This is a genomic window from Streptomyces sp. NPDC102514, from assembly GCF_055584525.1.
The window spans coordinates 628089-648184 of record NZ_JBVJLW010000002.1 but is presented as its reverse complement, the minus strand read 5'-3'; the positions used below and the strand labels follow the sequence as shown (position 1 = coordinate 648184).

Below are 20096 nucleotides of genomic sequence, written 5' to 3'. Positions count from 1 at the left end.
CGCCGACACTCGCAGGTTTGGTCAACGGACCTCCGGTCACTCGGTGTTCGAGGTGGTCATGTCGAACACATCCAACACATCAGATTCACAGAGTTCACAGAGTGCGTCGAACTCGTCCAAGGGCAGGCAGAAGAGGACGACGGACGACGACGAGCTGGGTCCCATGGACGTGCTGCGCCAGGCGCGCGGCCAGCTCGCCGAACTGACCGGCATGGAGGCCGAGTCGGTGTCGTCGTTCGAACGGACCGACGACGGCTGGTCGTTGGAGGTCGAGGTCCTGGAACTCGTCCGGGTCCCCGACACGATGAGTCTGCTCGCGACCTACGAGGTGACCCTCGACCCGCGCGGCGAACTCACCGGTTACCGGCGCGTCCGCCGCTACGAACGCGGCCGGGCCGACACCCGCAGGCCCGGCGGCCGGTAGGCCGCCCCCTGCCCGCACATCCCACGGCGCGACAGACCGCGCACACCCCGACAGACAAGGAGGGCCGGTCGGTATGACCGTTGTCCCGGCACAGCAATCCGGTGGTGGAGGCGGCTCCAGCGGCCTCTACGACGTCCTTGAACTCGTTCTCGACCGGGGGCTCGTCATCGATGCCTTCATCCGGGTCTCCCTGGTCGGCATCGAGATCCTCAAGATCGACATCCGTGTCGTCATAGCGAGCGTCGACACCTATCTGCGCTTCGCCGAGGCGTGCAACCGCCTCGACCTGGAAGCCGGGAACAAGCGCGACCCCGGCCTGCCCGACCTGGTCGGCTCGATCACCGAGTCCGGCGCGAAGGGCAAGTCCAAGGGGGCCCTGTCCGGCGCCGCCGAGACCATCTCCGACGCGTTCAAGCAGTCCCGCGAGGAGAGCCAGGGCCAGACCGAGTCGAGGCCGCGGGCCCGTAAGTCCACCGCCGCCTCGCGCCGCAAGGAGGAGCAGGAGTGAGCACGTACGTCTACGGCATCACGGCCAGTTCGCTGCCTTCGCTCCCGGACGGCACGGCAGGTGTCGGCGAGCCGGCGCTGCCGGTGCGTGTCATCAAGGAGGGCGACCTCGCGGCGGTCGTCAGTGACGCGCCCGAAGGGCTGCGGCCCAAGCGCAGGGACCTGCTCGCCCACCAGAACGTACTCGCCGAGGCGGGCGCGGGCGGCCCGGTGCTGCCCATGCGCTTCGGCAGTGTCTCGACGGACGACGCGGCCGTGGCCGGTGTCCTGGCCGAGCGCGCCGAGCACTTCAAGGAGCGCCTCGACGTACTGGCCGGCAAGGTCGAGTACAACGTCAAGGCCACGCACGACGAAGAGGCCGTACTGCACCGGGTGATGTCCGAGAACCCGGAGGTCAGGTCGCTCACCGAGGCCAACCGCAGTGCGGGCGGCGGCAATTACGACGAGAAGCTGCGGCTCGGCGAGATGGTGGTCGCCGCGGTGAAGAACCGCGAGGCCGAGGACGCCGCCGAGATCCAGCAGGCGCTGGAGCCGGCCGCCGCGTCCGTCAGCGTGGGCCCCGAGTCCACCGGCTGGCTGGCCAACCTCTCGTTCCTCGTGGACCGCGACGCGGCCGAGACGTTCATGGACGCCGTCGAAGAGGTCCGCAGGAGCCACCCGCATCTCGATCTGCGGGTGCACGGACCGCTGCCCCCCTACAGCTTCGTCGAGCCGGGCCCCTCGCAGCCCGCCGCGGCGGCCAACTGAACGCCTGACAACAGGAGTTGATGACATGGGGCTGATCGGAGAGGTCCTGATGCTGCCGTTCGCCCCCGTGCGGGGCAGCCTCTGGGCCATGGAACAGGTGGTGAACGAGGCCGAGCGCCAGTACTACGACCCGGCGGCGGTCCGCGCCGAACTCGGCAGGCTCGAGGAACGCCTTGAGGCCGGGGAGATCGATGAAGCGGAGTTCGACCGCATGGAGGACGAGCTCCTCGACAGGCTGGAGATAGCCATGACCAGGAGCACCGGCACAGGCAACAACGGGACTACACGATGAACCGACTAGGGCTTGGCCTCGCCGTAGGGGCCGGATACGTCCTCGGACGTACGAAGAAGATGAAGCTGGCCTTCGCCGTGGGCACCATGGTGGCCGGCAAGCGGCTGCACCTCAGCCCGCGGGCGCTCGCGGACCTGGTCTCCACACAACTGCAGAACAACCCGCAGTTCAAGGAGATCGGCGACCAGCTGCGCGGAGACCTGCGCGGCGTGGGCAAGGCCGCCACCGGAGCACTCGTCGAGCGCCAGATCACCGGCCTCGCCGACCGGCTGCACGGACGGACCAGCCAGGTGCAGGACCAGCTCGCGGGCGTCGTCCCGGACGCGGTCCCGGACGTGCCCGGGGTCGGCGGCAGGAAGAGCCGCAAGCGGGACGAGGAACCGGACGACGAGTACGAGGACGTCGAGTACGACGACGACGAGTACGAGCAGGACGACGACCCGGACGACTCCGGCCGCGACAAGCGCGACGCGGACGGCGAGGCGGCCGAGGACGACGAGAAGCCGCGGCCCCGCAAGCGGGCTCCCGCGAAGAAGTCCGCGAAGGCGCCCGCGAAGAAGGCCGCCGAGAAGCGCAGCCCCGGCAACGAGGCTCCGGCGAAGAAGACGGCGGCCAGGGCCGCGAAGAAGGCCCCGGGCAGGAAGACGGCCGCGGCGAAGACCGCCACGCGCCGCACCACCCGGGCCCGTACGACGAGGGGAGGCGGCGACGATGACTGACACCCTCGGGTCCGCGACCAAGCAGGCCAAGAGCAACCCGCTGACCTCGCTCGCGCAGAGCGAGGCGGTCGACCGGCTCAAGGAGGAGGCCCAGGCCTACCTCGCCGCGCAGGTCCAGCGGGCGCTGGTCGGCGTCGGCACCAAGCTCGGCCAGACCACGGGCAAGCTCAACGACATCGCCTCCGGCGACAGCCCCGGCTTCGCCAAGCTCGCCCTCGACGGCGGCCGCAAGCTGGCCGACGGCAAGGGGCCGATGCGCACCGCGCTGGAACTCGGCGCGGGCAAGGCCAAGGACAGCGTCGTCGGCGCCTTCAAGAACCTGACCGGCGGCAAGGGCGGCAAGCGCAAGGGTGGCGCCGGCAAGAAGCCCACCGTCATCATGGAGTTCATCGACGTCGGCGTGCCGCTGCGCACGGCCTACGACCAGTGGACCCAGTACCAGGACTTCAGCAACTTCGCCCGGGGCGTCAAGAGCGCGAACCGCGCCGACGACACGACGTCCGACTGGCAGATGAAGATCTTCTGGTCCAGCCGCAGCTGGAAGGCGCACACCACCGAGCAGGTGGCGGACCAGCGGATCAGCTGGACGTCCGAGGGCGCCAAGGGCACCACCAAGGGCGTCATCACCTTCCACTCGCTCGCCGAGAACCTCACCCGCGTGCTGCTCGTCATCGAGTACTACCCCAAGGGGCTGTTCGAGAAGACCGGCAACATCTGGCGCGCACAGGGCCGCAGGGCCCGCCTCGACCTCAAGCACTTCGCCCGGTTCGTCTCCATCAAGGGCGAGGCGGACGACGGCTGGCGCGGCGAGATCCGCGACGGCGAGGTCGTCACGACCCACGAGGACGCGGTCGCGGAGGAGGAGGAAGCCGAGCAGAACTCCGAGGACGCTCCCGAGGACGGCTCCGAGGACGACGCGGAGGCCTCGACCGACGAGGAGTCCGCCGAGGACGAGCTGCCCGAGGACGAGGAGGCGTACGAGGACGAGGACGCCCCCGAGGCCGAGTACGAGGACGAAGAGGCCCCGGAGGACGAGGAGGCCTACGAGGAGGACGCGCCGGAGGCCGAGTACGAGGACGAAGAGGTCCCGGAGGACGAGGAAGCGGTGGAGGAGGCGGACGAGCGCGAGCGTGAGCCCGCCGGTGCCAGGGGCCGTCGATGACCACGGCTCAGCGCCTGCCCGACCCCTACGGGAACGGCGGCGGCGCCAACCTCGCGGACATCCTCGAACGGGTCCTGGACAAGGGCATCGTGATCGCGGGCGACATCCGGATCAACCTCCTCGACATCGAACTCCTCACCATCAAACTGCGGCTCATCGTCGCCTCCGTCGACAAGGCGAAGGAGATGGGCATCGACTGGTGGGAGACCGATCCGCAACTGTCCTCCCGCGCCGGACGCGACGAACTCGCCCGGGAGAACGCGGAGTTGCGCGCACACGTGGCCGAACTGGAGGAAGCGCGCGGCGAACTGACCGCGAGCGAGCGCGCACCCGCGAAGAAGGAAGCACAGGAATGAGTGGTCTGCGTTACGTGTACGCCGTCTGCCGCCCCTTCGGTACACCCCTGCCGGCTCAGCTGACAGGGGTGGCCGGCGTGCCGCCCAAGCAGCTGGTCCACGGCGACCTGGTCGCCGTCGTCGGCCAGGTGCCCGAGGAGGACTTCGCGGAGGGGCCGTTGCGGGCCCATCTGGAGGACCTGGACTGGCTCGGCGCGACCGCGCGGGCGCACCAGAACGTGATCGACGCGCTCACCGTCGTCACCTCGCCGCTGCCGCTCCGGCTCGCCACGGTGTTCCGGGACGACAGCGGTGTCCGGTCCATGCTGGAGGAACGCGCGGAGACGTTCTCGCGCACCCTCGGCCGGCTCGACGGGCGGGTCGAGTGGGGGGTGAAGGTGTACTCGGAGCCGACGGAGGCCGCAGAGGCTGCGGAGTCCAAGGGGACTCCGACGTCCGGGGAAGCGGCCTCCCCTCCCCGCCGGGCGGCCGGGTCGGGGCGCGACTATCTGCGGCAGCGGCGCAACCAGCGCAAGGAGAGCGAGGAGAAGTGGGAACGGGCGGAGGAGTTCTCGCGCCGGCTCCACGAGTCCCTCTCCGGGTACGCGGAGGACACCCGGATCCACGCCCCGCAGAACTCGGCGCTGTCCCGGGCGCCCGGCCGGAACATCCTGAACGCCGCCTATCTGGTGACGCGGACGGAATCCGAGGCGTTCGTGGAACTGGTCGACCGTACGAAGGACGACGCGCCGGGGCTGCGTGTCGAGCTGACCGGGCCGTGGGCCGCCTACTCGTTCAGCGGGGAGGACGCGTGACCGTCGTGGAACGCCGGGAGGTCGCGCTCGTCGACCTCCTCGACCGGCTGCTCGCGGGCGGGGTCGTCATCACCGGTGACCTCACCCTGCGGATCGCGGACGTCGATCTCGTACGGATCGATCTCAACGCGCTCATCAGCTCGGTGAACGAGAACGTTCCCGCGCCGTGGGAGGAGATGCTGTGAGCGGTGGAGAGGCACTCCAGAGGGTGGTGGACGATGCGGTCCTTGGACCCGGGAAGAAGGCTGGACGGAGTCGGCTCGACCTTGAACCGGACACGGTGGAGCGGGACCTGATCAAGCTCGTGCTGACCGTGGTCGAGCTGCTGCGGCAGCTGATGGAACGGCAGGCTGTTCGGCGGTTCGACACGGGTGACCTGTCCGAGGATCAGGAGGAGCGGATCGGGCTCACGCTGATGCTGCTCGACGACCGGATGGCGGAACTCCGGGACCGCTACGGCCTCCGCCCCGAGGACCTGAACCTCGACCTCGGCCCCCTGGGCCCGCTACTCCCCCGAGACTAGCCCGCGCCTGCGGGCCGGGTCGGGTGCCCCTTGGGGTCCGCGCGCCCATCGAATCCGCGGGCCGGTGGGGGTCGCTCGCGCAGTTCCCCGCACCCCTAAAAGCGGGGCTGCGCCCCAGCTTTTCGCCCTTAAGGGGCGCGGGGAACGGCGCAGTCTTTTTGGTTTTTAGGGGCGCGGGGAACGGCGCGGCCCGCCCCCACCGGGGCCGCAGGTGGAACTCAAGGGGTCAAGCGGGCCGCTTGCGGGTCAGGAGTTCGCCGTGGAGGACTGCGAACCATGCATCCTCCTGCGCGCCCCACGCCCGCCACGCAGAGGCAATTCCTTGCAACTGCCCCTCCACGGCGTGGCCCCCCTCCACCGCGAGCGCCGCATACGCGGAGGCCACCGTCCGGTCCGCCCACAGCCCGCTCCACCACGCCCGTTCCGACGGCGTCGAGTAGCACCACGTACCCGCCGAGGCCGTGATGTCCTCCGCGGGGAAGCCGGCCGCCAGCGCCCACGACTTCAGGCGTCGCCCCGCATCCGGCTCACCCCCGTTCGCGCGCGCCACCCGCCGGTACAGGTCGAGCCAGTCGTCCAGCCCGGGGGACCGCGGATACCAGGTCATCGCCGCGTAGTCGGAGTCCCGGACGGCGATGAGACCGCCCGGCTTCGTGACCCGGTACATCTCCCGCAGCGCTTGCACGGGATCCCCCACGTGCTGCAGCACCTGATGGGCGTGCACGACACAGAAGCTGTCGTCCGGGTACTCCAGAGCGTGGACGTCCGCGACGGCGAAGTCGACGTTCTCCAGGCCCCGTTCGGCGGCCGTGGCACGCGCCCGGTCCAGGATGCCGGGCGCGTGGTCGACACCGGTGACATGGCCGTCCGGCACCAGTTCGGCCAGGTCCGCCGTGATGGTGCCGGGCCCGCAGCCGATGTCCAGGATCCGCATGTGCGGCTTGAGCGAGCCGAGGAGGTAGGCCGCCGAGTTGGCGGCCGTACGCCAGGTGTGCGAGCGCAGTACGGACTCGTGGTGGCCGTGTGTGTACACGGCGGTCTCTTTCGGCACCTTCGACATGGCGGCATCCGTTCACTCGGTACGGGAGTACCTCTCAAGCTACGTCGCCATGTCGAAGTGTGAGACCCCCGTCTCGCGATACGGACCGTCCGCCGGTCAGTGCGGGCCGCTCGGGCGGTAGACCGTCAGTGCCTCCGGGAGCTTCTGGATCGTCACATCGCCACCCACGGGCCTGACTTCACCGTCGAAGGCCAGCAGCGTGCCCGGTTCGACGCCCTGCACACGGAGGCCGCCGACCCGTAGCGCCGCGTGCACGGGGGACCGGGTCAGCGGTCCGGCCACGGCCGCGGCCAGCAGGCGTACCGCCGGGAAACGGCCGCCGTGCACCACCCGTACGTCGAGGAGACCGTCCGCGAGGTCGTAACGGCGGGCCGGGATCGGCCCCATCCGGTGGTAGGTGCCGTTGCCGGCGAACAGCAGCCACAGCGGCCGCTCCTTGCCGTCGAAATCGGTCCGCAACGGATGCCGGCCCGCGCGCACGACACGCAGGGTGGCGACCACCCCGGCCGGCCAGCCGCCGATCCGCTTCGACCAGTGGTCCCGCTCGCGCACCAGCTCCGGATAGACGCCCAGGCTGCAGTTGTTGAGGAAGTAGCCCTCCTGGTCACCGGAGGAGTACCGCCCCACGTCCACCCGTACGGCGTCGCCCTCCGTCAGCGCGCGGCTCAGGCCCCGTACGTCCTCCACGCCCAGGTCCTTGGAGAAGTGGTTGAGCGTGCCGCCCGGCAGCACGGCGAGCGGCAGGCCGTGGCGCAGGGCGACCGTGGCGGCCGCGTTGATCGAGCCGTCGCCGCCGCACACCCCCAGCACCTCGGCGCGGGCCGCAGCCTTCTCCAACTCGGCCCGCAGATACTCCGGTTCGCACTCCACGACCTCGGCGAGCGGCAGGGCGTCCCCGATCGCGCGCATCCGGTCCGCGGTGCCCGCCGAGGTGTTGACCACGAGCACGAGCCCCTCCCCGTCCTGAAGGGCGGGCACGTCCGCGCGCGGACGCCCGGGGGGCGGCAACTGGTCGCGCGTCGGTACCAGGGCGCGGGCGACGAAGGCGGAACCCACCCCGAACGCCGCCCCGGCGAGCACGTCGCTCGGGAAGTGCGCGCCCGTGTAGATACGGGACAGGGCGACCGCGGCGGCCACCGGGGCCACCACCGCGCCGAGCGGCCGGGACTCCAGCGCGACGCCCGCCGCGAAGGCCGCCGCCGACGCCGAGTGCCCCGAGGGGAAGGACGTGGTGATCGGCTGCCGCTTCAGCTGCCGCATCACCGGCACGGCGTCGAGGCGGGGGCGCGGACGGCGTACCGAGCGCTTGCCCACCGTGTTGATCGTGGCCGACGCCAGGGCCAGCGAGGCGATCCCGCGCACGGCCGCGCGGCGCGCGCGGGGCGAGCGGGTCGCCGCGAGGGCCGCCGCCGCGCCGAACCACAGCACCCCGTGGTTCGCGCTGCGGCTCAGCTTCGGCAGCAGCGGGTCGGCGCCCGGCCAGTGCCGGGTCGCGACCGCCTCGAACAGGCGGGTGTCGAGGGCCATCAGCCGGTGGAGCAGGGCGTGGCCGGCCCCGGTGGCGGTGAGGTCTACTTCAACGGTCATGCCCCATCGTCTACCCCACCCGGCCTTCGGCGCGCATATCGGTTTGCCCCGCCGCCCGTCCGCCCCGGACAATGCGCGACCATGGGACATCTCGAAGCCGCGCACCTGGAGTACTACCTTCCCGACGGGAGGGCGCTGCTCGGCGACGTCTCCTTCCGGGTGGGCGAAGGGGCCGTGGTGGCGCTCGTGGGGCCCAACGGCGCCGGGAAGACGACACTGCTGCGGCTGATCTCGGGCGAGCTGAAACCGCACGGCGGCACGGTCACGGTGAGCGGCGGACTCGGGGTGATGCGCCAGTTCGTCGGCTCCGTACGGGACGAGTCGACCGTGCGCGACCTTCTCGTGTCGGTGGCCCAACCCCGGATCCGCGAGGCCGCGCAGGCCGTGGACCGCGCCGAGCACGGCATCATGACGGTCGACGACGAGGCCGCCCAGATGCAGTACGCGCAGGCGCTCTCCGACTGGGCCGAGGCCCAGGGGTACGAGGCCGAGACGCTCTGGGACATCTGCACCACGGCCGCGCTCGGCGTCCCCTACGACAAGGCGCAGTTCCGCGAGGTACGGACCCTGTCGGGCGGTGAGCAGAAGCGGCTCGTCCTTGAGGCACTGCTGCGCGGCTCCGACGAGGTGCTGCTCCTCGACGAGCCGGACAACTACCTCGACGTCCCCGGCAAGCGCTGGCTGGAGGAGAAGCTGCGGGAGACCCGTAAGACGGTCCTGTTCGTCTCCCACGACCGGGAGCTGCTCGCCCGCTCCGCCGAGAAGATCGTCAGCGTGGAGCCGGGACCGGCCGGCGCCGACGCCTGGGTGCACGGCGGCGGCTTCGCCACGTACCACGAGGCCCGCAGCGAGCGGTTCGCGCGCTTCGAGGAGCTGCGGCGGCGCTGGGACGAGAAGCACGCCCAGCTGAAGAAGCTCGTACTGAACCTGCGCCAGGCCGCCTCCATCAGCCATGAGCTGGCCTCGCGCTACCAGGCCGCGCAGACCAGGCTGCGCAAGTTCGAGGAGGCCGGGCCGCCGCCGGAGCCGCCGCGCGAGCAGGACATCACGATGCGCCTGCATGGCGGACGCACCGGCGTACGGGCCGTGACCTGCAAGGGGCTCGAACTGACCGGGCTGATGAAACCGTTCGACCTGGAGGTCTTCTACGGCGAGCGGGTCGCAGTCCTCGGCTCGAACGGCTCGGGCAAGTCGCACTTCCTGCGGCTGCTCGCGGGCGGCGACGTCGCGCACACGGGGGAGTGGAAGCTCGGCGCGCGGGTCGTGGCCGGCCACTTCGCCCAGACGCACGCGCACCCCGAGCTGCAGGGGCGCGCGCTGCTCGACATCCTGTGGAGCGAGCACGCCCAGGACCGGGGTGCGGCGATGTCCCGGCTGCGGCGGTACGAGCTGACGGCGCAGGCGGAGCAGCGGTTCGACCGGCTGTCCGGTGGGCAGCAGGCCCGCTTCCAGATCCTCCTGCTCGAACTGGAGGGGTCCACGGCCCTGCTCCTCGACGAGCCGACGGACAACCTCGACCTGGAGTCGGCGGAGGCCCTTCAGGAGGGCCTTGAGGCCTATCAGGGGACGGTGCTGGCCGTCACCCACGACCGGTGGTTCGCTCGCGCGTTCGACCGCTATCTGGTCTTCGGCAGCGACGGGCGTGTGCGGGAGACGACGGAGCCGGTGTGGGACGAACGCCGGGTCGAGCGGTCGCGCTAGCGCTTCGCACCCCTGAAAGATTGCGCAGTTCCCCGCGCCCCTTTTCAGGGGCGCGGGGAACTGCGCAATCTTTGACGGTCAGGCTTCCGGCGCAGCGGAACGCACGACCGCCTCGGCCAGTTCCTGCGCGTTGGCGTAGCGCGCATCCTCCGGCAGCCGTTCCACCGGCTCGACCAGCGTGTCCGGCGCGTACTGCTCGCGCAGCACACCGACCAGCTCCCGAGGCCCCGCGGGGAACGACGTACGGCCCAGACTCCGCGCCAGTTCGAGGCGCACGGCCGCCACGGTCGTACCGTCCGCGCCCGGCCGCACCGGGCCCCCGGCAACCGTCGGATCGTCGTCCGCGACCGGTTCCGGGTCGTGCCACTCCTCCGCCCGGGTCGGATGGCCCGACCTCAGCAGGCCCTGCAGTTCGTGCTTCATCTCCTCGTCCCGGTGGGCGCTGAGGCGGTTGCTGCCTCGCTCCATGAGTCCCTCCAGATGTTCGGGGTGACCCCCGCGTACCCGGGCCCCGATCATCAACACGAGGTCTCCGGGACGGATGTCGGACTGCGCCCCGGCCCCAACCGGTCCCCGCATCCGCGTGTTTACCCAGGGGAACCCGGGGCAGGCGGACACTCAGTGCTTCGGACCGGAGGCACGTCCGTGGGAGTCGCGTCCCGCCCCACGGGTGTGCCCGTCCGGCTCAGGGTGCGCTCTCACGGTTGACCGTCCAACCGGAGCACCCTCAAGAGAGCTGCAGGCATCTCATGCGCACTCACGCGAGCGCCAGGCACCATCCGCACGACGACGCCCCCGACACCGCGGAGGACTTCCGCAAGCTCGCCTCGACACCTCCCGGCCGACTGCACGACGCTCTCCGCGACCAGATCATCGAAGCCTGGCTGCCCATGGCGGAGCGGCTGGCCGGCCGGTTCCGCAGCCGCGGCGAGAACTTCGAGGACCTGCGGCAGGTCGCGGCGCTCGGTCTGGTCAAGGCCGTCGACCGCTACGACCCCGACCGCGGCAACGCCTTCGAGAGCTACGCCGTGCCGACCGTCACCGGTGAGATCAAGCGTCACTTCCGCGACCACATGTGGACCCTGCACGTGCCGCGCCGGGTCCAGGACCTGCGCAACCGCGTGCGCTTCGCGCGCCAGGAGCTGTCCCAGACCATCCCCGGCCGGCAGCCCACGGTCGAGGAGATCGCCGAGCACGCCCGGATGAGCGAGGACGACGTACGCACCGGTCTGGAGGCCCTGGAGAGCTTCTCGGCGCTCTCGCTGGACGCCGAACTGCCGGGCAGCGAGGACGGCTACTCCCTGAGCGACGCGCTGGGCTCCGCCGACCCGGCCCTCGACATAGTGATCGACCGCGAGTCGGTCAAGCCGCGGCTGGAGGCCCTGTCCGAACGCGAACGGGCCATCCTCTACATGCGCTTCTTCAACGACATGACCCAGAGCCGTATCGCCGAACAGCTCGGCATCTCCCAGATGCATGTCTCCCGGCTGATCAGCCGCTGCTGCGACCGGCTGCGGGACCAGGTCATGCAGGACGTCACGTGACGCGTGGGGTGACACGTCGAGTGACGTGTGGGCTGACACGTCGGATGACGTGCGGGGTGACGCCTTCGGCGCTCCTGTGACGCCGACGGCACAGGAGCGTGCCGTTTCACCCGCTCGGGCGTCCGCGTGGCACGAATGGTGTCCGGCCGCGCGCGCCCCGGGCGGGGGCGGGCTCTGATGGACTGCGGGGCATGCCGGTCGTGCCCCGCCTCCGCCGCCGTACCCGGGCGTGGGGGTCCCCAGCCGACGGCCGAAGGAGACCGACCCCATGCCGCTGAGCCGTACCGCTCGCGCCCTGTCCGCCACCGCCTTCACCACCCTCGCGCTCGGCGCCGCCGCGACGGCCGCGTCCGCGAACCCGGGGGCCGAGGTCAGCCCGCGCACGGTGGCCCCCGGCGGCAGCGTCACCGTCTCCGTCACCTGCGAATCGACCGGCGGGCACCCGCCCGAAACCATCGACGCCACCTCCGAGGCCTTCGAGCACGGCACCGTGCAACTGCACAAGGCTGGGCGCTCCCGGGACTCCGAGCACCCCGGACGCGAGGACGACCCGGCCGGGACGGACGACCTCGCCGGGACGGACGATCCGGCGGGCATGGGTGACGGGGACCCGGTGGGCCCGGACGACGTGGGTCCGCCGGCCGTCCCCGAGGAGCCCGCGGGCGTCGAAGGCCTGGGCGGCCGGGACGACCCCGCGGGCAAGGAGGAACCGCGGGGTGGCGTCACCTACAGCGGCACGGCCCGTATCGCGCCCGCCGTGGACTTCGAGGAGGGCGGCGGCCCGGACGGCGGCGGCAGGACCTCCGAGTGGCGGGCCGAGGGCGTCTGCCCCGCGGCGCCCGGCGGGCAGGGCAAGGAGTGGAGCGCGTCCTTCACGGTCTCCCTCGACGGCTCCCACGGCACCTCTCACGACAAGTCCCACGACAAGTCGCACGACGCCGGGGTCCCGCACGGGGTGCACGCCGGTGAGGGCGGCACCTTCTCCGACTCCACGGTCGCCCTGGTGTCCGGCGGTGTCCTCATCGCGGGCGCGCTCGGCGCCGCGGGCCACCGGCTGCGCCACCGGGACGCGTCCGCGAACGGCTGACGCGAACGGCTGACGCGGACTGCCGACGTGAACGGCTGACGTGAACGAAGCGGCTGGACGGCTGACGTGAACGGCCCGGCTGGACGGCTGAGTTGGTGAAGCGGATCACTGGGTATGGGGATCCCGGAAGCACGACCGGCACCCTGGGGATCCGGTCCGACGGGTCCAGGGAGCACTGCGCGGAGGTACACAGATGCGGCGGACCCGACCGGAAGGGCACGGACCTGTCCGTTACGGCCCGCCCCTCCCGGGCCACGGCCTGCCCCCGCCACCCGGACTCGTCGCCGCGGCGACCGGCACGCACACCGAACCGACCGGCGGGAGCGCCGCCCTCCTGGACGCCGCCCGCGGCTACTGGACCCGGCGCGGACTGCCCGCCGACCGCGACCGGACCGTCGCCGCGCCGGGCGCCCCCGTCCTGCTCCTCGCACTGACCGCGGCACTCGGCGGCGACGTGCTGGTGCCCCGCCCCTGCGCGGCCTGGTGGACACCGCAGGCCCGTCTGCTGGGCGCCTCCGTCTTCCCCGTGGGCACGCCCGCCGAGTGCGGTGGCGTCCCGGACCCGTACGCCCTCCTGGAGACCGTGCGCCGGGTGCGTGCCGAGGGCGGCGATCCGCGGCTGCTCGTCCTGTCCGTGGCCGACGATCCCGCCGCGACCGTCGCGCCGCCCGAACTGGTCCACGAGACCGTCGAGGCCGCCGCGGGCGAGGGCCTGCACGTCGTCAGCGACGAGACCTGGCGCGACACGCTGCACGAGCCGCGGGACACCCTGCTGATCGGGCCCGCCGAGATGCTGCCGGACCGGGTCACGGTCCTGACCGACCTCTGCGGCCCGTTCCTGCCGGCCGGCTGGCCCGCCGCGATCGCCCGCTTCCCCGGCAACGACACCGGCACCCTGCTGCGCGAGCGCGTCCTCGACGTCCTCACCGCCCTCGACGCCCGGATCGCCGCGCCGGTCGCCTCGGCCGCCGCGTACGCGCTCGGCGAACCCGACGAGATCACGCACCGCCTCGCCGCGTCCGTACGGCTGCACGCGAGTGTCGCCGCCGCCGCGCACCGGGCGCTCACCTCGGCGGGGGCCCTCGTCCGGCCGCCCCGGGCGGGACGCCACCTGTACGCCGACCTCGGTCCGCTGCGGTCCGCGCTCGGCGCGCTCGGGGTCGGTGACGCGCAGGAACTGGAGGACTTCCTCGGCGTCCGGCTGGGCATGCCGACGCCCGGCGGCCACCGCTTCGGGGACGACCTCGGGGCCCTGCGCGTACGGCTGTCCACCGGGCCGTTCCTCGGGACAACCGACGACGAGCGCATGGCGTCTCTTGTGTCACCGGAACCACTGGAACTGCCCCATGTGAAAAGCAGGTTGAGTCTGCTGGGATCGACCTTCGACGATCTCCGCGACGACGATGACGCTCGGCGACGGGAGTCCCCTCGATGACGCAGCAGTCCGAGTCGGCCACGACCACCACGACCTCCACCCCGTCCGACGTCGGAGGGCCGCTCGCGGAGCCGAGGCCGCTCGGTGAACGGCGGCTCTGGCCCCGTTCCTTCGCCGGGCGGCTCACCGCGCCGCTGCCGGGCCTCAGCGGTTTCGCGCGGTTCGCGCGCGAGGGGGCGCTGCGGCCGGGACCGGAGGGGCTCGCCGACGTTCCCCGACTGCCGTACGCGCCCGAGCCGTTGCCCAGGGTCGACACCGACACGATCGCCGTCTCCTGGGCGGGACACGCCAGTTGGGTGGTCCGGATCGGTGGCCTCACGGTACTCACCGACCCGGTCTGGTCCCGCAAGATCCTCGGAACTCCCGCCCGGATCACCCCCGTCGGGGTGCCCTGGAGTGCGCTGCCGCGTGTCGACGCGGTCGTCATCTCCCACAACCACTACGACCACCTGGACGCACCGACCCTGCGCCGGCTCCCGCGGGACACACCGGTGTTCGTCCCGGCGGGACTGGGCCGCTGGTTCCGGCGGCGCCGCTTCACGCAGGTGACGGAGCTGGACTGGTGGGAGGCGGCCGAACTCCGCGGTGTCCGCCTGGACTTCGTGCCCGCCCACCACTGGTCGAAGCGCAGCCTCCACGACACGTGCCGCACCCTGTGGGGCGGCTGGGTGCTGACCGCGTCCGACGGCAGACGGGTGTACTTCGCGGGGGACACGGGGTACGGGCACTGGTTCGCCCGGATCGGGGCGCGGTATCCCGGCATCGACCTGGCGCTGCTGCCGATCGGCGCGTACGACCCCCGGTGGTGGCTGAGCGATGTGCACTGCGATCCGGAGGACGCGGTGCGGGCGGTTCAGGACCTCGGTGCGCGCCGGATGGCTCCGATGCACTGGGCGACCTTCGTCCTGTCGGCCGAGCCCGTCCTGGAGCCGCTCACGCGTGTCCGTGCGGCGTGGGCGGCGGCGGGCCTGCCCCGGGAAAACCTGTGGGACCTCCCGGTGGGAGCCTCCCGAATCCTCCCGTGAGGGCTGCTTGCCGCGGGGTGTGGGCTTGCGGGCCGCTGGGGGCTGGCCGCGCCGTTCCCCGCGCCCCTGAGAGGCCGCGGCGCTTCGACTTGGCCCCCGGGGAGGACCTGCGGGCCCCTCCCGCGTCCGGCCGGGCCCCGTCAGGGGCGCGGGGACCGGCGCGGCCAGCCACGTCGGACCTGCGGGTTCGGACGGCCCTGCAGGGGGGGCTTGCTGTGGGATGGGCGCTGCGGGTCCGGTGGGGGCGGATCGCGCCGTTCCCCGCGCCCCTTACGGGCGCGGTGGTGTGCGCCGGGCTCTGGAAGGGGCTGCGAAACCTTTCGCGTCTGGCCGGGCCCCGTGAGGGGCGCGGGGAACTGCGCGGCCAGCCACGACGGATCCGCAGGTTCAGACGGCCCTGCAGGGGGGCTTTCTGGCGGATGGGCGCTGCGGGTCCGGTGGGGGCTGGCCGCGCCGAGCCCTGCGGCCCTAACGGGCTGCCGCGCCGCGGACGCGGCGCCACAGCGTGGGGGTCAGGCTGACGATCACCGTCAGGAGCACCGCCGCCAGCACCCCCTCCCACGGTTCCTTGAACAGGGAGCCGCCCAGTACCCCGATGAGCTGGTACGTCGCGGCCCACGCGAGGCACGCCGGCGCGTTGCCGTGGGCGAAACGGCGCATCGGCCACTTCGCCATCAGGCAGGCGAGCATCACCGGGATGCGTCCCGCGGGGACCAGCCGGGACAGCACCAGCACCGCCACGCCGTGGTCGGCGAGCTTCCCCTGGGCCTGGGCGAGCCGGTCCTCGGGCGCGCGGTCGCGGATCGCCGCGAGCCAGCGCGAGCCGTTCTTCGACTTCATTCCGCGGCGCCCGAGCCAGTACAGCGCCATGTCCCCGAGGAACGCGGCCAGCGCCGACACCACGAACACCAGCAGCATCGAGAAGGGCGCCGCCTGGTGGACGGCCACCACGGCCGCCGAACTCACCAGCGCACCCGTGGGAATGACCGGCACCAGCGCGCCGATCAGCACCAGCAGGAACAGCGACGGATAGCCGAGCGCCTGCTGAGTGGCCACAGTCGGCACGGTCGTGACCGCGACGGCGAGCACAGGTCTCACCGGGTTCCGCCCTCCCGCTCGTCGTCGCCCCGACCGGCCGGTGCGTCCCCAGGGGAGGACCGATACCCCACGATCTTGGGTCGCACACTTTCACCCTGGTCGAGCCGGTGCACGGTCACGCCGGGCGCACGCTCGGCGGCCAGGCGCACGAACTCGGCGCCCGGTGCATGGAATTCATGGGGGCGCACGGAATCCAGCCCGATGGGCCAGAACGTGCCGTAGTGCACCGGCACGGCACTGCCGGGCCCCAGCAGGGCCAGCGCGTCGGCCGCCCGGCCCGCGTCCAGGTGCTCCTCGCCCAGGTACGGCCCCCACCCGCCGACCGGCAGCAACGCCACGTCGACCGGCCCGACCTCCTCGGCCATCGACTCGAACAGCCCGGTGTCCCCGGCGAAGTACGTCCGGGACTCGCCCTCGATCACATAGCCGAGAGCGGGCGCGCGATGCGGCCCGACCGGCAGCCGCCGCCCGTCGTGCCGAGCGGAGACGACCCGTACGAGCAGGTCACCGACCTGGACCCGGTCGCCGGGCGTCACCTCGGTGAGCTCCAGGCCGTCGAGCCTGCGCAGTCCGGGCACCGCACGCCGGGCACCGCGCGGCACCAGGAGCCGGGTGCCCGGGGCGAGCCGGGACAGCGACGGTACGTGCAGATGGTCGGCGTGCAGATGAGAGATGAGCGTCACATCCGCCACCGCCGCCTCGGGGGGCGGTGGCGCGCCCCGGCGCCTGCGCAGATGCGCGAGCCGGCGCGCGAAGAGCGGGTCCGTGAGCACGCGTACTCCCGAGTCCTCTACCGTGCAGGTGGCGTGACCCCACCAAGTGATCTCCACCGGCACTCCTTTGCCTCCTTCGCGCGACTCCCCCCGAGCCTACGGGCAGGAGTAGGGTCGGCGACGAAACCCGGAGGTGAGGGGGACGCCATGGGAGACACACGCCGTACCTCCGGCATGCTGCGCGTGACGACGATCGCCAGCCTGACGCCGTTGGAGGAGCTGGACGCGGACCCCTTCCTGGTGGACTCGCGCAGCCAGCACGCCATGTGCGCGCACTGGGCGGCCGAACGCGGTTACGTGGTCACGCGGGAGCTGCTCCTGCGGGGGCTGCGGCCCGACCACTGCGCGCTCTGGGAGGACGCCGAGGCCGGCCTCGTGGATCTGTTCGTCGCGCCGAGCCGCCGCGTTCTGGAGCGGGCGCTCGCCTCCGTGGACGCGTTCACGGAGGAGTGCGCGCGGCGGGGGGTGCGGGTCGAGACGGTCGGGCATGCGGAGCCCGCGTACGACGCGCAGATGAAGGCGCGGGTGCATCGGCGGCTGTCGATGCCGACGGCGGGGTACGACGGTCGCTGATCGCTCCGGGCGATGGCCGGCCCCGGGCCGGTGCGGGGTGCTGGGCGTTCGTGGGTGGGTGCCGGTCCGGTGGGGGCTTGTCGCGCAGTTCCCCGCGCCCCTGAGGGGCCGCGGCCCTGGGGCGGGACGGCGACGGAGGGCGCTGGTCGGCTTGTGGCAAGGTGGGGCCGAGTCCGTCGGCTAGGGGGCGGGCGCGGATGTGAGGCAGGCGTGACGTGGGGAAAGAACGATGGCGGAGGGTGGCGAGCGCGGTCTGGCGGAGTGTCGCCGTGTGGGCGGTCTCCACGGTCACCATGCTCGTGCTCGCCGGGATCCTGCCGGACTTCAGGCTCCAGTCGCCCGACGGTGACAGCGCCACCAGCATCGCCGTCACCGCCGCACTGGGCGCCGGAGCGTTCGGCGTGCTCTCCTCCGTCGTGTGGCCCCTCCTCGTGCGGGCCCTGCTCCTCGTCCCCGCCCTCGTCCTCGGCGTGCTCGTCTTCTTCCTGAACGGCTCGCTCCTCCTGTTGGCGCTGCGCCTGGACCCCTCGGGCAAGAGCACGGCCGCCCCGGAGACCGCCGTGGTGGTCGCCGCGGTGATGTCCGCGGTCGCCTCGGCCACCGGCGGCGCGCTGGCCGTACGGGACGACGACGCGTACCGGCGCAGGCTGTACCGGCTGTCCGACCGCCGCCGCAGACAGGCGCCGCCGCCCGGCGCCCAGTCGGCCCCCGGCACGGTCTTCCTCCAGCTCGACGGAGTCGGCCACGACGTGCTCGTGGACGCCATCGGACGCGGCCTCATGCCCACCGTGGCCGCCTGGCTGGGCGAGGGGCCGGGAGCCCGTACCACCCACCGGCTCGCGCCCTGGCGCACCGACTGGTCCAGCCAGACCGGCGCCAGCCAGCTCGGCATCCTGCACGGTTCCAACCACGACATCCCCGCCTTCCGCTGGTACGAGAAGGACACCCGGGAAATCATGGTCTGCAACCGGCCCACCAGCGCCGCGGAACTCCAGCGCCGGGCCATCGAGCACACCGGCGACGGCGGCCTGCTCACCCTGGACGGCGCGAGCCGCGGCAACCTCTTCAGCGGGGGCGCCGAGCAACTGGCCCTGGTGCTCTCCGTGGCCGCCAGGCGAGGCAGGGAGAACCGTTCCCGGGCGGGCTACTTCGCGTACTTCTCCGACCCTGCCAACGCCGTCCGTACCGCGCTGTCCTTCGTCGCCGACGTCGGCCGCGAGATCGGCGAGTCCACCCGGGCGCGGCTGCGGAAGCAGCGTCCCCGGGTCGGCCGGGGCGGGCTCTACCCGTTCATCCGGGCCTTCGCGACCGTCATCGAACGGGACGTCGTCGTCGCGGCGGTCATCGGTGACATGTTCGCCGGACGCGCCTCGGTCTACGCGGACCTGGTCGCGTACGACGAGGTCGCGCACCATTCCGGGCCGCGCAGCCGGGACGCGGAGAAGGTCCTGCAGCGCCTCGACCGCTCGCTGGCCCTGATCGAGCAGGTCGCCGAGCACGCGCCGCGGGCGTACCGCGTGGTCCTGCTCTCCGACCACGGCCAGAGCCCGGGGGAGACCTTTCACGCCCGGTACGGCCTCGGGCTCGGCGAACTGGTCCGGGCCGGCTGCGGGCTGCCCGTGCCGCGCAAGGCCCGGCGTACGCACAGTGGTGCCGAGGCCAGGGCGGCGGTGCTGGCCGCGCTGCGCAGGCCCGTGGAGGAGGGCGGCGAGCAGTTCCGGCCGACCCTGCCGCCGTCGGAACCCATCGTGCTGGCCTCCGGGAACCTGGGGCTCGTGTCCTTCCCCGACGTGCCGCACCGGATGAGCCGCGAGGAGATCGACGCGCGGCATCCTGCCCTGCTGACCACGCTCGCCAACCATCCCGGGGTCGGGTTCGTGCTCGTGCGCAGCGAGCAGCACGGGGGGCTCGTGATCGGGGCGCACGGTGCGGAGATTCCGCTGGACGAGCTGGACGACGGTCCCGGGCCGCTCGCGGACTTCGGGGCGGGCGCGGCCGACGCGGTGCGCCGTACGCACTCGTTCCCGCACGTCGCGGACATCATGGTGAACTCCTGGTACGACCCCGAGGACGGCGAAGTCCTCGCGTTCGAGGAGCAGATCGGGTCGCACGGGGGGTTGGGCGGGGCTCAGGGGCGGCCCTTCCTGATGTCGCCGCTCACGCTTTCACCTCCGGTGGGGGCGGGGGAGGAACTGGTCGGGGCGGAGCAGGTGCATCGCGTACTGCGGCGGTGGTTGCGGGAGGACGACGGTCCGCAGGTGCCGGTCGGCGACGACGCGCCACTCGACGACTCACGCTCGGCGTGACCGTGTGCGCCCGCGCGGGTGGGTAGGGGCTTCGGCTGCGGGCCGGTGGGGGCCGGTCGCGCCGTTCCCCGCGCCCCTGAGGGGCGTGAGCCTGGCGTGGACGGTCGGGTGCGGGCCGGACGTGGCTGGTCGCGCCGTTCCCCGCGCCCCTTAGGGGGCTGGGGTGGGCGCCTTTTGTGAGCACGGGGCGGCCTCGGGGGAAAGACAGGGGCGCGGGGAACTGCGCGACCAGCCCCCACCGGGCCGCAGACGAACAGCCGGCCAGCCCCACCGGCCCACCGGCCCGCGGGCGGGCGCTCGGGCAGTCGGCCAGACAAGCGGCGTCGCGGAAAATGGGCTGCGGGGGCCGCCAGGGCCACGCACACTGGGCGTGGCCGAACCCC

General features: G+C 72.6%; 21 protein-coding genes and 1 pseudogene. 17 read left to right on the top strand and 5 right to left on the bottom strand.

Annotated features, from left to right (window positions below; genetic code table 11):
- The first annotated feature begins 58 nt into the window (after window positions 1–58).
- From ACZ60E_RS07750 to ACZ60E_RS07705, 10 genes are all read left to right on the top strand, one after another.
- Entirely contained in the window at window positions 59–424 is a 366-nt protein-coding gene (locus ACZ60E_RS07750; RefSeq protein WP_469438933.1) for a gas vesicle protein GvpO, read from the top strand.
- A gap of 73 nt (window positions 425–497) precedes the next feature.
- Window positions 498–932: a gas vesicle structural protein GvpA gene (locus ACZ60E_RS07745; protein ID WP_384815756.1), complete on the top strand. Its 435-nt coding sequence runs from the start codon at window positions 498–500 to the stop codon at window positions 930–932.
- Window positions 929–1678 carry a GvpL/GvpF family gas vesicle protein gene (locus ACZ60E_RS07740; protein ID WP_469438932.1) on the top strand — a complete coding sequence of 250 codons (750 nt, stop codon included), beginning with the start codon at window positions 929–931 and terminating at the stop codon, window positions 1676–1678. The genes ACZ60E_RS07745 and ACZ60E_RS07740 overlap by 4 nt, the downstream gene beginning before the upstream one ends.
- Before the next feature lie 25 nt (window positions 1679–1703).
- Window positions 1704–1970: a gas vesicle protein GvpG gene (locus ACZ60E_RS07735; protein WP_384815750.1), complete on the top strand. Its 267-nt coding sequence runs from the start codon at window positions 1704–1706 to the stop codon at window positions 1968–1970.
- A complete protein-coding gene (locus tag ACZ60E_RS07730; protein WP_469438931.1) occupies window positions 1967–2689 on the top strand; it encodes a DNA primase in 723 nt (240 codons plus the stop codon). Before ACZ60E_RS07735 ends, ACZ60E_RS07730 begins: the two co-directional genes overlap by 4 nt.
- Window positions 2682–3851, top strand: coding sequence for an SRPBCC family protein (locus ACZ60E_RS07725; RefSeq protein WP_384815745.1), 1170 nt, complete (start codon window positions 2682–2684; stop codon window positions 3849–3851). The genes ACZ60E_RS07730 and ACZ60E_RS07725 overlap by 8 nt, the downstream gene beginning before the upstream one ends.
- On the top strand, window positions 3848–4207 hold the full coding sequence (locus ACZ60E_RS07720) for a gas vesicle protein (RefSeq protein ID WP_384815742.1): 360 nt from the start codon (window positions 3848–3850) through the stop codon (window positions 4205–4207). Before ACZ60E_RS07725 ends, ACZ60E_RS07720 begins: the two co-directional genes overlap by 4 nt.
- Window positions 4204–5001, top strand: coding sequence for a GvpL/GvpF family gas vesicle protein (locus ACZ60E_RS07715; RefSeq protein ID WP_469438930.1), 798 nt, complete (start codon window positions 4204–4206; stop codon window positions 4999–5001). The genes ACZ60E_RS07720 and ACZ60E_RS07715 overlap by 4 nt, the downstream gene beginning before the upstream one ends.
- The gene (locus tag ACZ60E_RS07710) at window positions 4998–5186 is read left to right on the top strand and encodes a gas vesicle protein (protein WP_107016810.1); all 189 of its coding nucleotides are present in this window, start codon (window positions 4998–5000) and stop codon (window positions 5184–5186) included. Before ACZ60E_RS07715 ends, ACZ60E_RS07710 begins: the two co-directional genes overlap by 4 nt.
- 26 nt (window positions 5187–5212) lie before the next feature.
- Window positions 5213–5524 carry a gas vesicle protein K gene (locus ACZ60E_RS07705; protein WP_384815778.1) on the top strand — a complete coding sequence of 104 codons (312 nt, stop codon included), beginning with the start codon at window positions 5213–5215 and terminating at the stop codon, window positions 5522–5524.
- 226 nt (window positions 5525–5750) lie between these two features.
- On the opposite strand, the gene ACZ60E_RS07700 is transcribed toward ACZ60E_RS07705, so the two are convergent.
- Complete coding sequence (locus ACZ60E_RS07700) at window positions 5751–6584, bottom strand: class I SAM-dependent methyltransferase (protein WP_469438929.1); 834 nt, start codon at window positions 6582–6584, stop codon at window positions 5751–5753.
- Between the two features lie 96 nt (window positions 6585–6680).
- Complete coding sequence (locus ACZ60E_RS07695; RefSeq protein ID WP_469438928.1) at window positions 6681–8171, bottom strand: phosphatase PAP2 family protein; 1491 nt, start codon at window positions 8169–8171, stop codon at window positions 6681–6683.
- Window positions 8172–8252: 81 nt separating this feature from the next.
- On the opposite strand from ACZ60E_RS07695, the gene ACZ60E_RS07690 reads away from it, so the two are divergent.
- Window positions 8253–9872, top strand: coding sequence for an ABC-F family ATP-binding cassette domain-containing protein (locus ACZ60E_RS07690; RefSeq protein WP_384815731.1), 1620 nt, complete (start codon window positions 8253–8255; stop codon window positions 9870–9872).
- A gap of 78 nt (window positions 9873–9950) precedes the next feature.
- Here ACZ60E_RS07690 and ACZ60E_RS07685 read toward each other — a convergent pair whose 3' ends face one another.
- A complete protein-coding gene (locus ACZ60E_RS07685; RefSeq protein WP_469438927.1) occupies window positions 9951–10340 on the bottom strand; it encodes a DUF2795 domain-containing protein in 390 nt (129 codons plus the stop codon).
- Window positions 10341–10621: 281 nt separating this feature from the next.
- Between ACZ60E_RS07685 and ACZ60E_RS07680 the strand changes: the two genes are divergently transcribed.
- The 4 genes from ACZ60E_RS07680 to ACZ60E_RS07665 all read left to right on the top strand — a co-directional run bounded on the left by ACZ60E_RS07680 (window position 10622) and on the right by ACZ60E_RS07665 (window position 14963).
- Window positions 10622–11416, top strand: coding sequence for an RNA polymerase sigma factor SigF (locus ACZ60E_RS07680; RefSeq protein WP_384804855.1), 795 nt, complete (start codon window positions 10622–10624; stop codon window positions 11414–11416).
- Between the two features lie 268 nt (window positions 11417–11684).
- Entirely contained in the window at window positions 11685–12503 is an 819-nt protein-coding gene (locus ACZ60E_RS07675; RefSeq protein WP_469438926.1) for a hypothetical protein, read from the top strand.
- 193 nt (window positions 12504–12696) lie between these two features.
- Window positions 12697–13938 (top strand): aminotransferase class I/II-fold pyridoxal phosphate-dependent enzyme, encoded by a 1242-nt coding sequence (locus ACZ60E_RS07670; RefSeq protein ID WP_384804851.1) that lies wholly within the window; start codon window positions 12697–12699, stop codon window positions 13936–13938.
- Window positions 13935–14963 (top strand): MBL fold metallo-hydrolase, encoded by a 1029-nt coding sequence (locus ACZ60E_RS07665; protein ID WP_469438925.1) that lies wholly within the window; start codon window positions 13935–13937, stop codon window positions 14961–14963. The genes ACZ60E_RS07670 and ACZ60E_RS07665 overlap by 4 nt, the downstream gene beginning before the upstream one ends.
- A gap of 468 nt (window positions 14964–15431) precedes the next feature.
- On the opposite strand, the gene ACZ60E_RS07660 is transcribed toward ACZ60E_RS07665, so the two are convergent.
- Both ACZ60E_RS07660 and ACZ60E_RS07655 read right to left on the bottom strand, forming a co-directional pair.
- Entirely contained in the window at window positions 15432–16061 is a 630-nt protein-coding gene (locus ACZ60E_RS07660) for a DedA family protein (protein WP_469438924.1), read from the bottom strand.
- Window positions 16062–16132: 71 nt separating this feature from the next.
- Window positions 16133–16897: pseudogene (locus ACZ60E_RS07655) on the bottom strand (MBL fold metallo-hydrolase); the annotation flags it as partial.
- Window positions 16898–16981: 84 nt separating this feature from the next.
- Here ACZ60E_RS07655 and ACZ60E_RS07650 point away from each other — a divergent pair.
- Window positions 16982–17407 carry a hypothetical protein gene (locus ACZ60E_RS07650; RefSeq protein ID WP_384804845.1) on the top strand — a complete coding sequence of 142 codons (426 nt, stop codon included), beginning with the start codon at window positions 16982–16984 and terminating at the stop codon, window positions 17405–17407.
- 215 nt (window positions 17408–17622) lie between these two features.
- Window positions 17623–19713 carry a phage holin family protein gene (locus ACZ60E_RS07645; RefSeq protein WP_469438923.1) on the top strand — a complete coding sequence of 697 codons (2091 nt, stop codon included), beginning with the start codon at window positions 17623–17625 and terminating at the stop codon, window positions 19711–19713.
- Window positions 19714–20096: the final 383 nt, after the last annotated feature.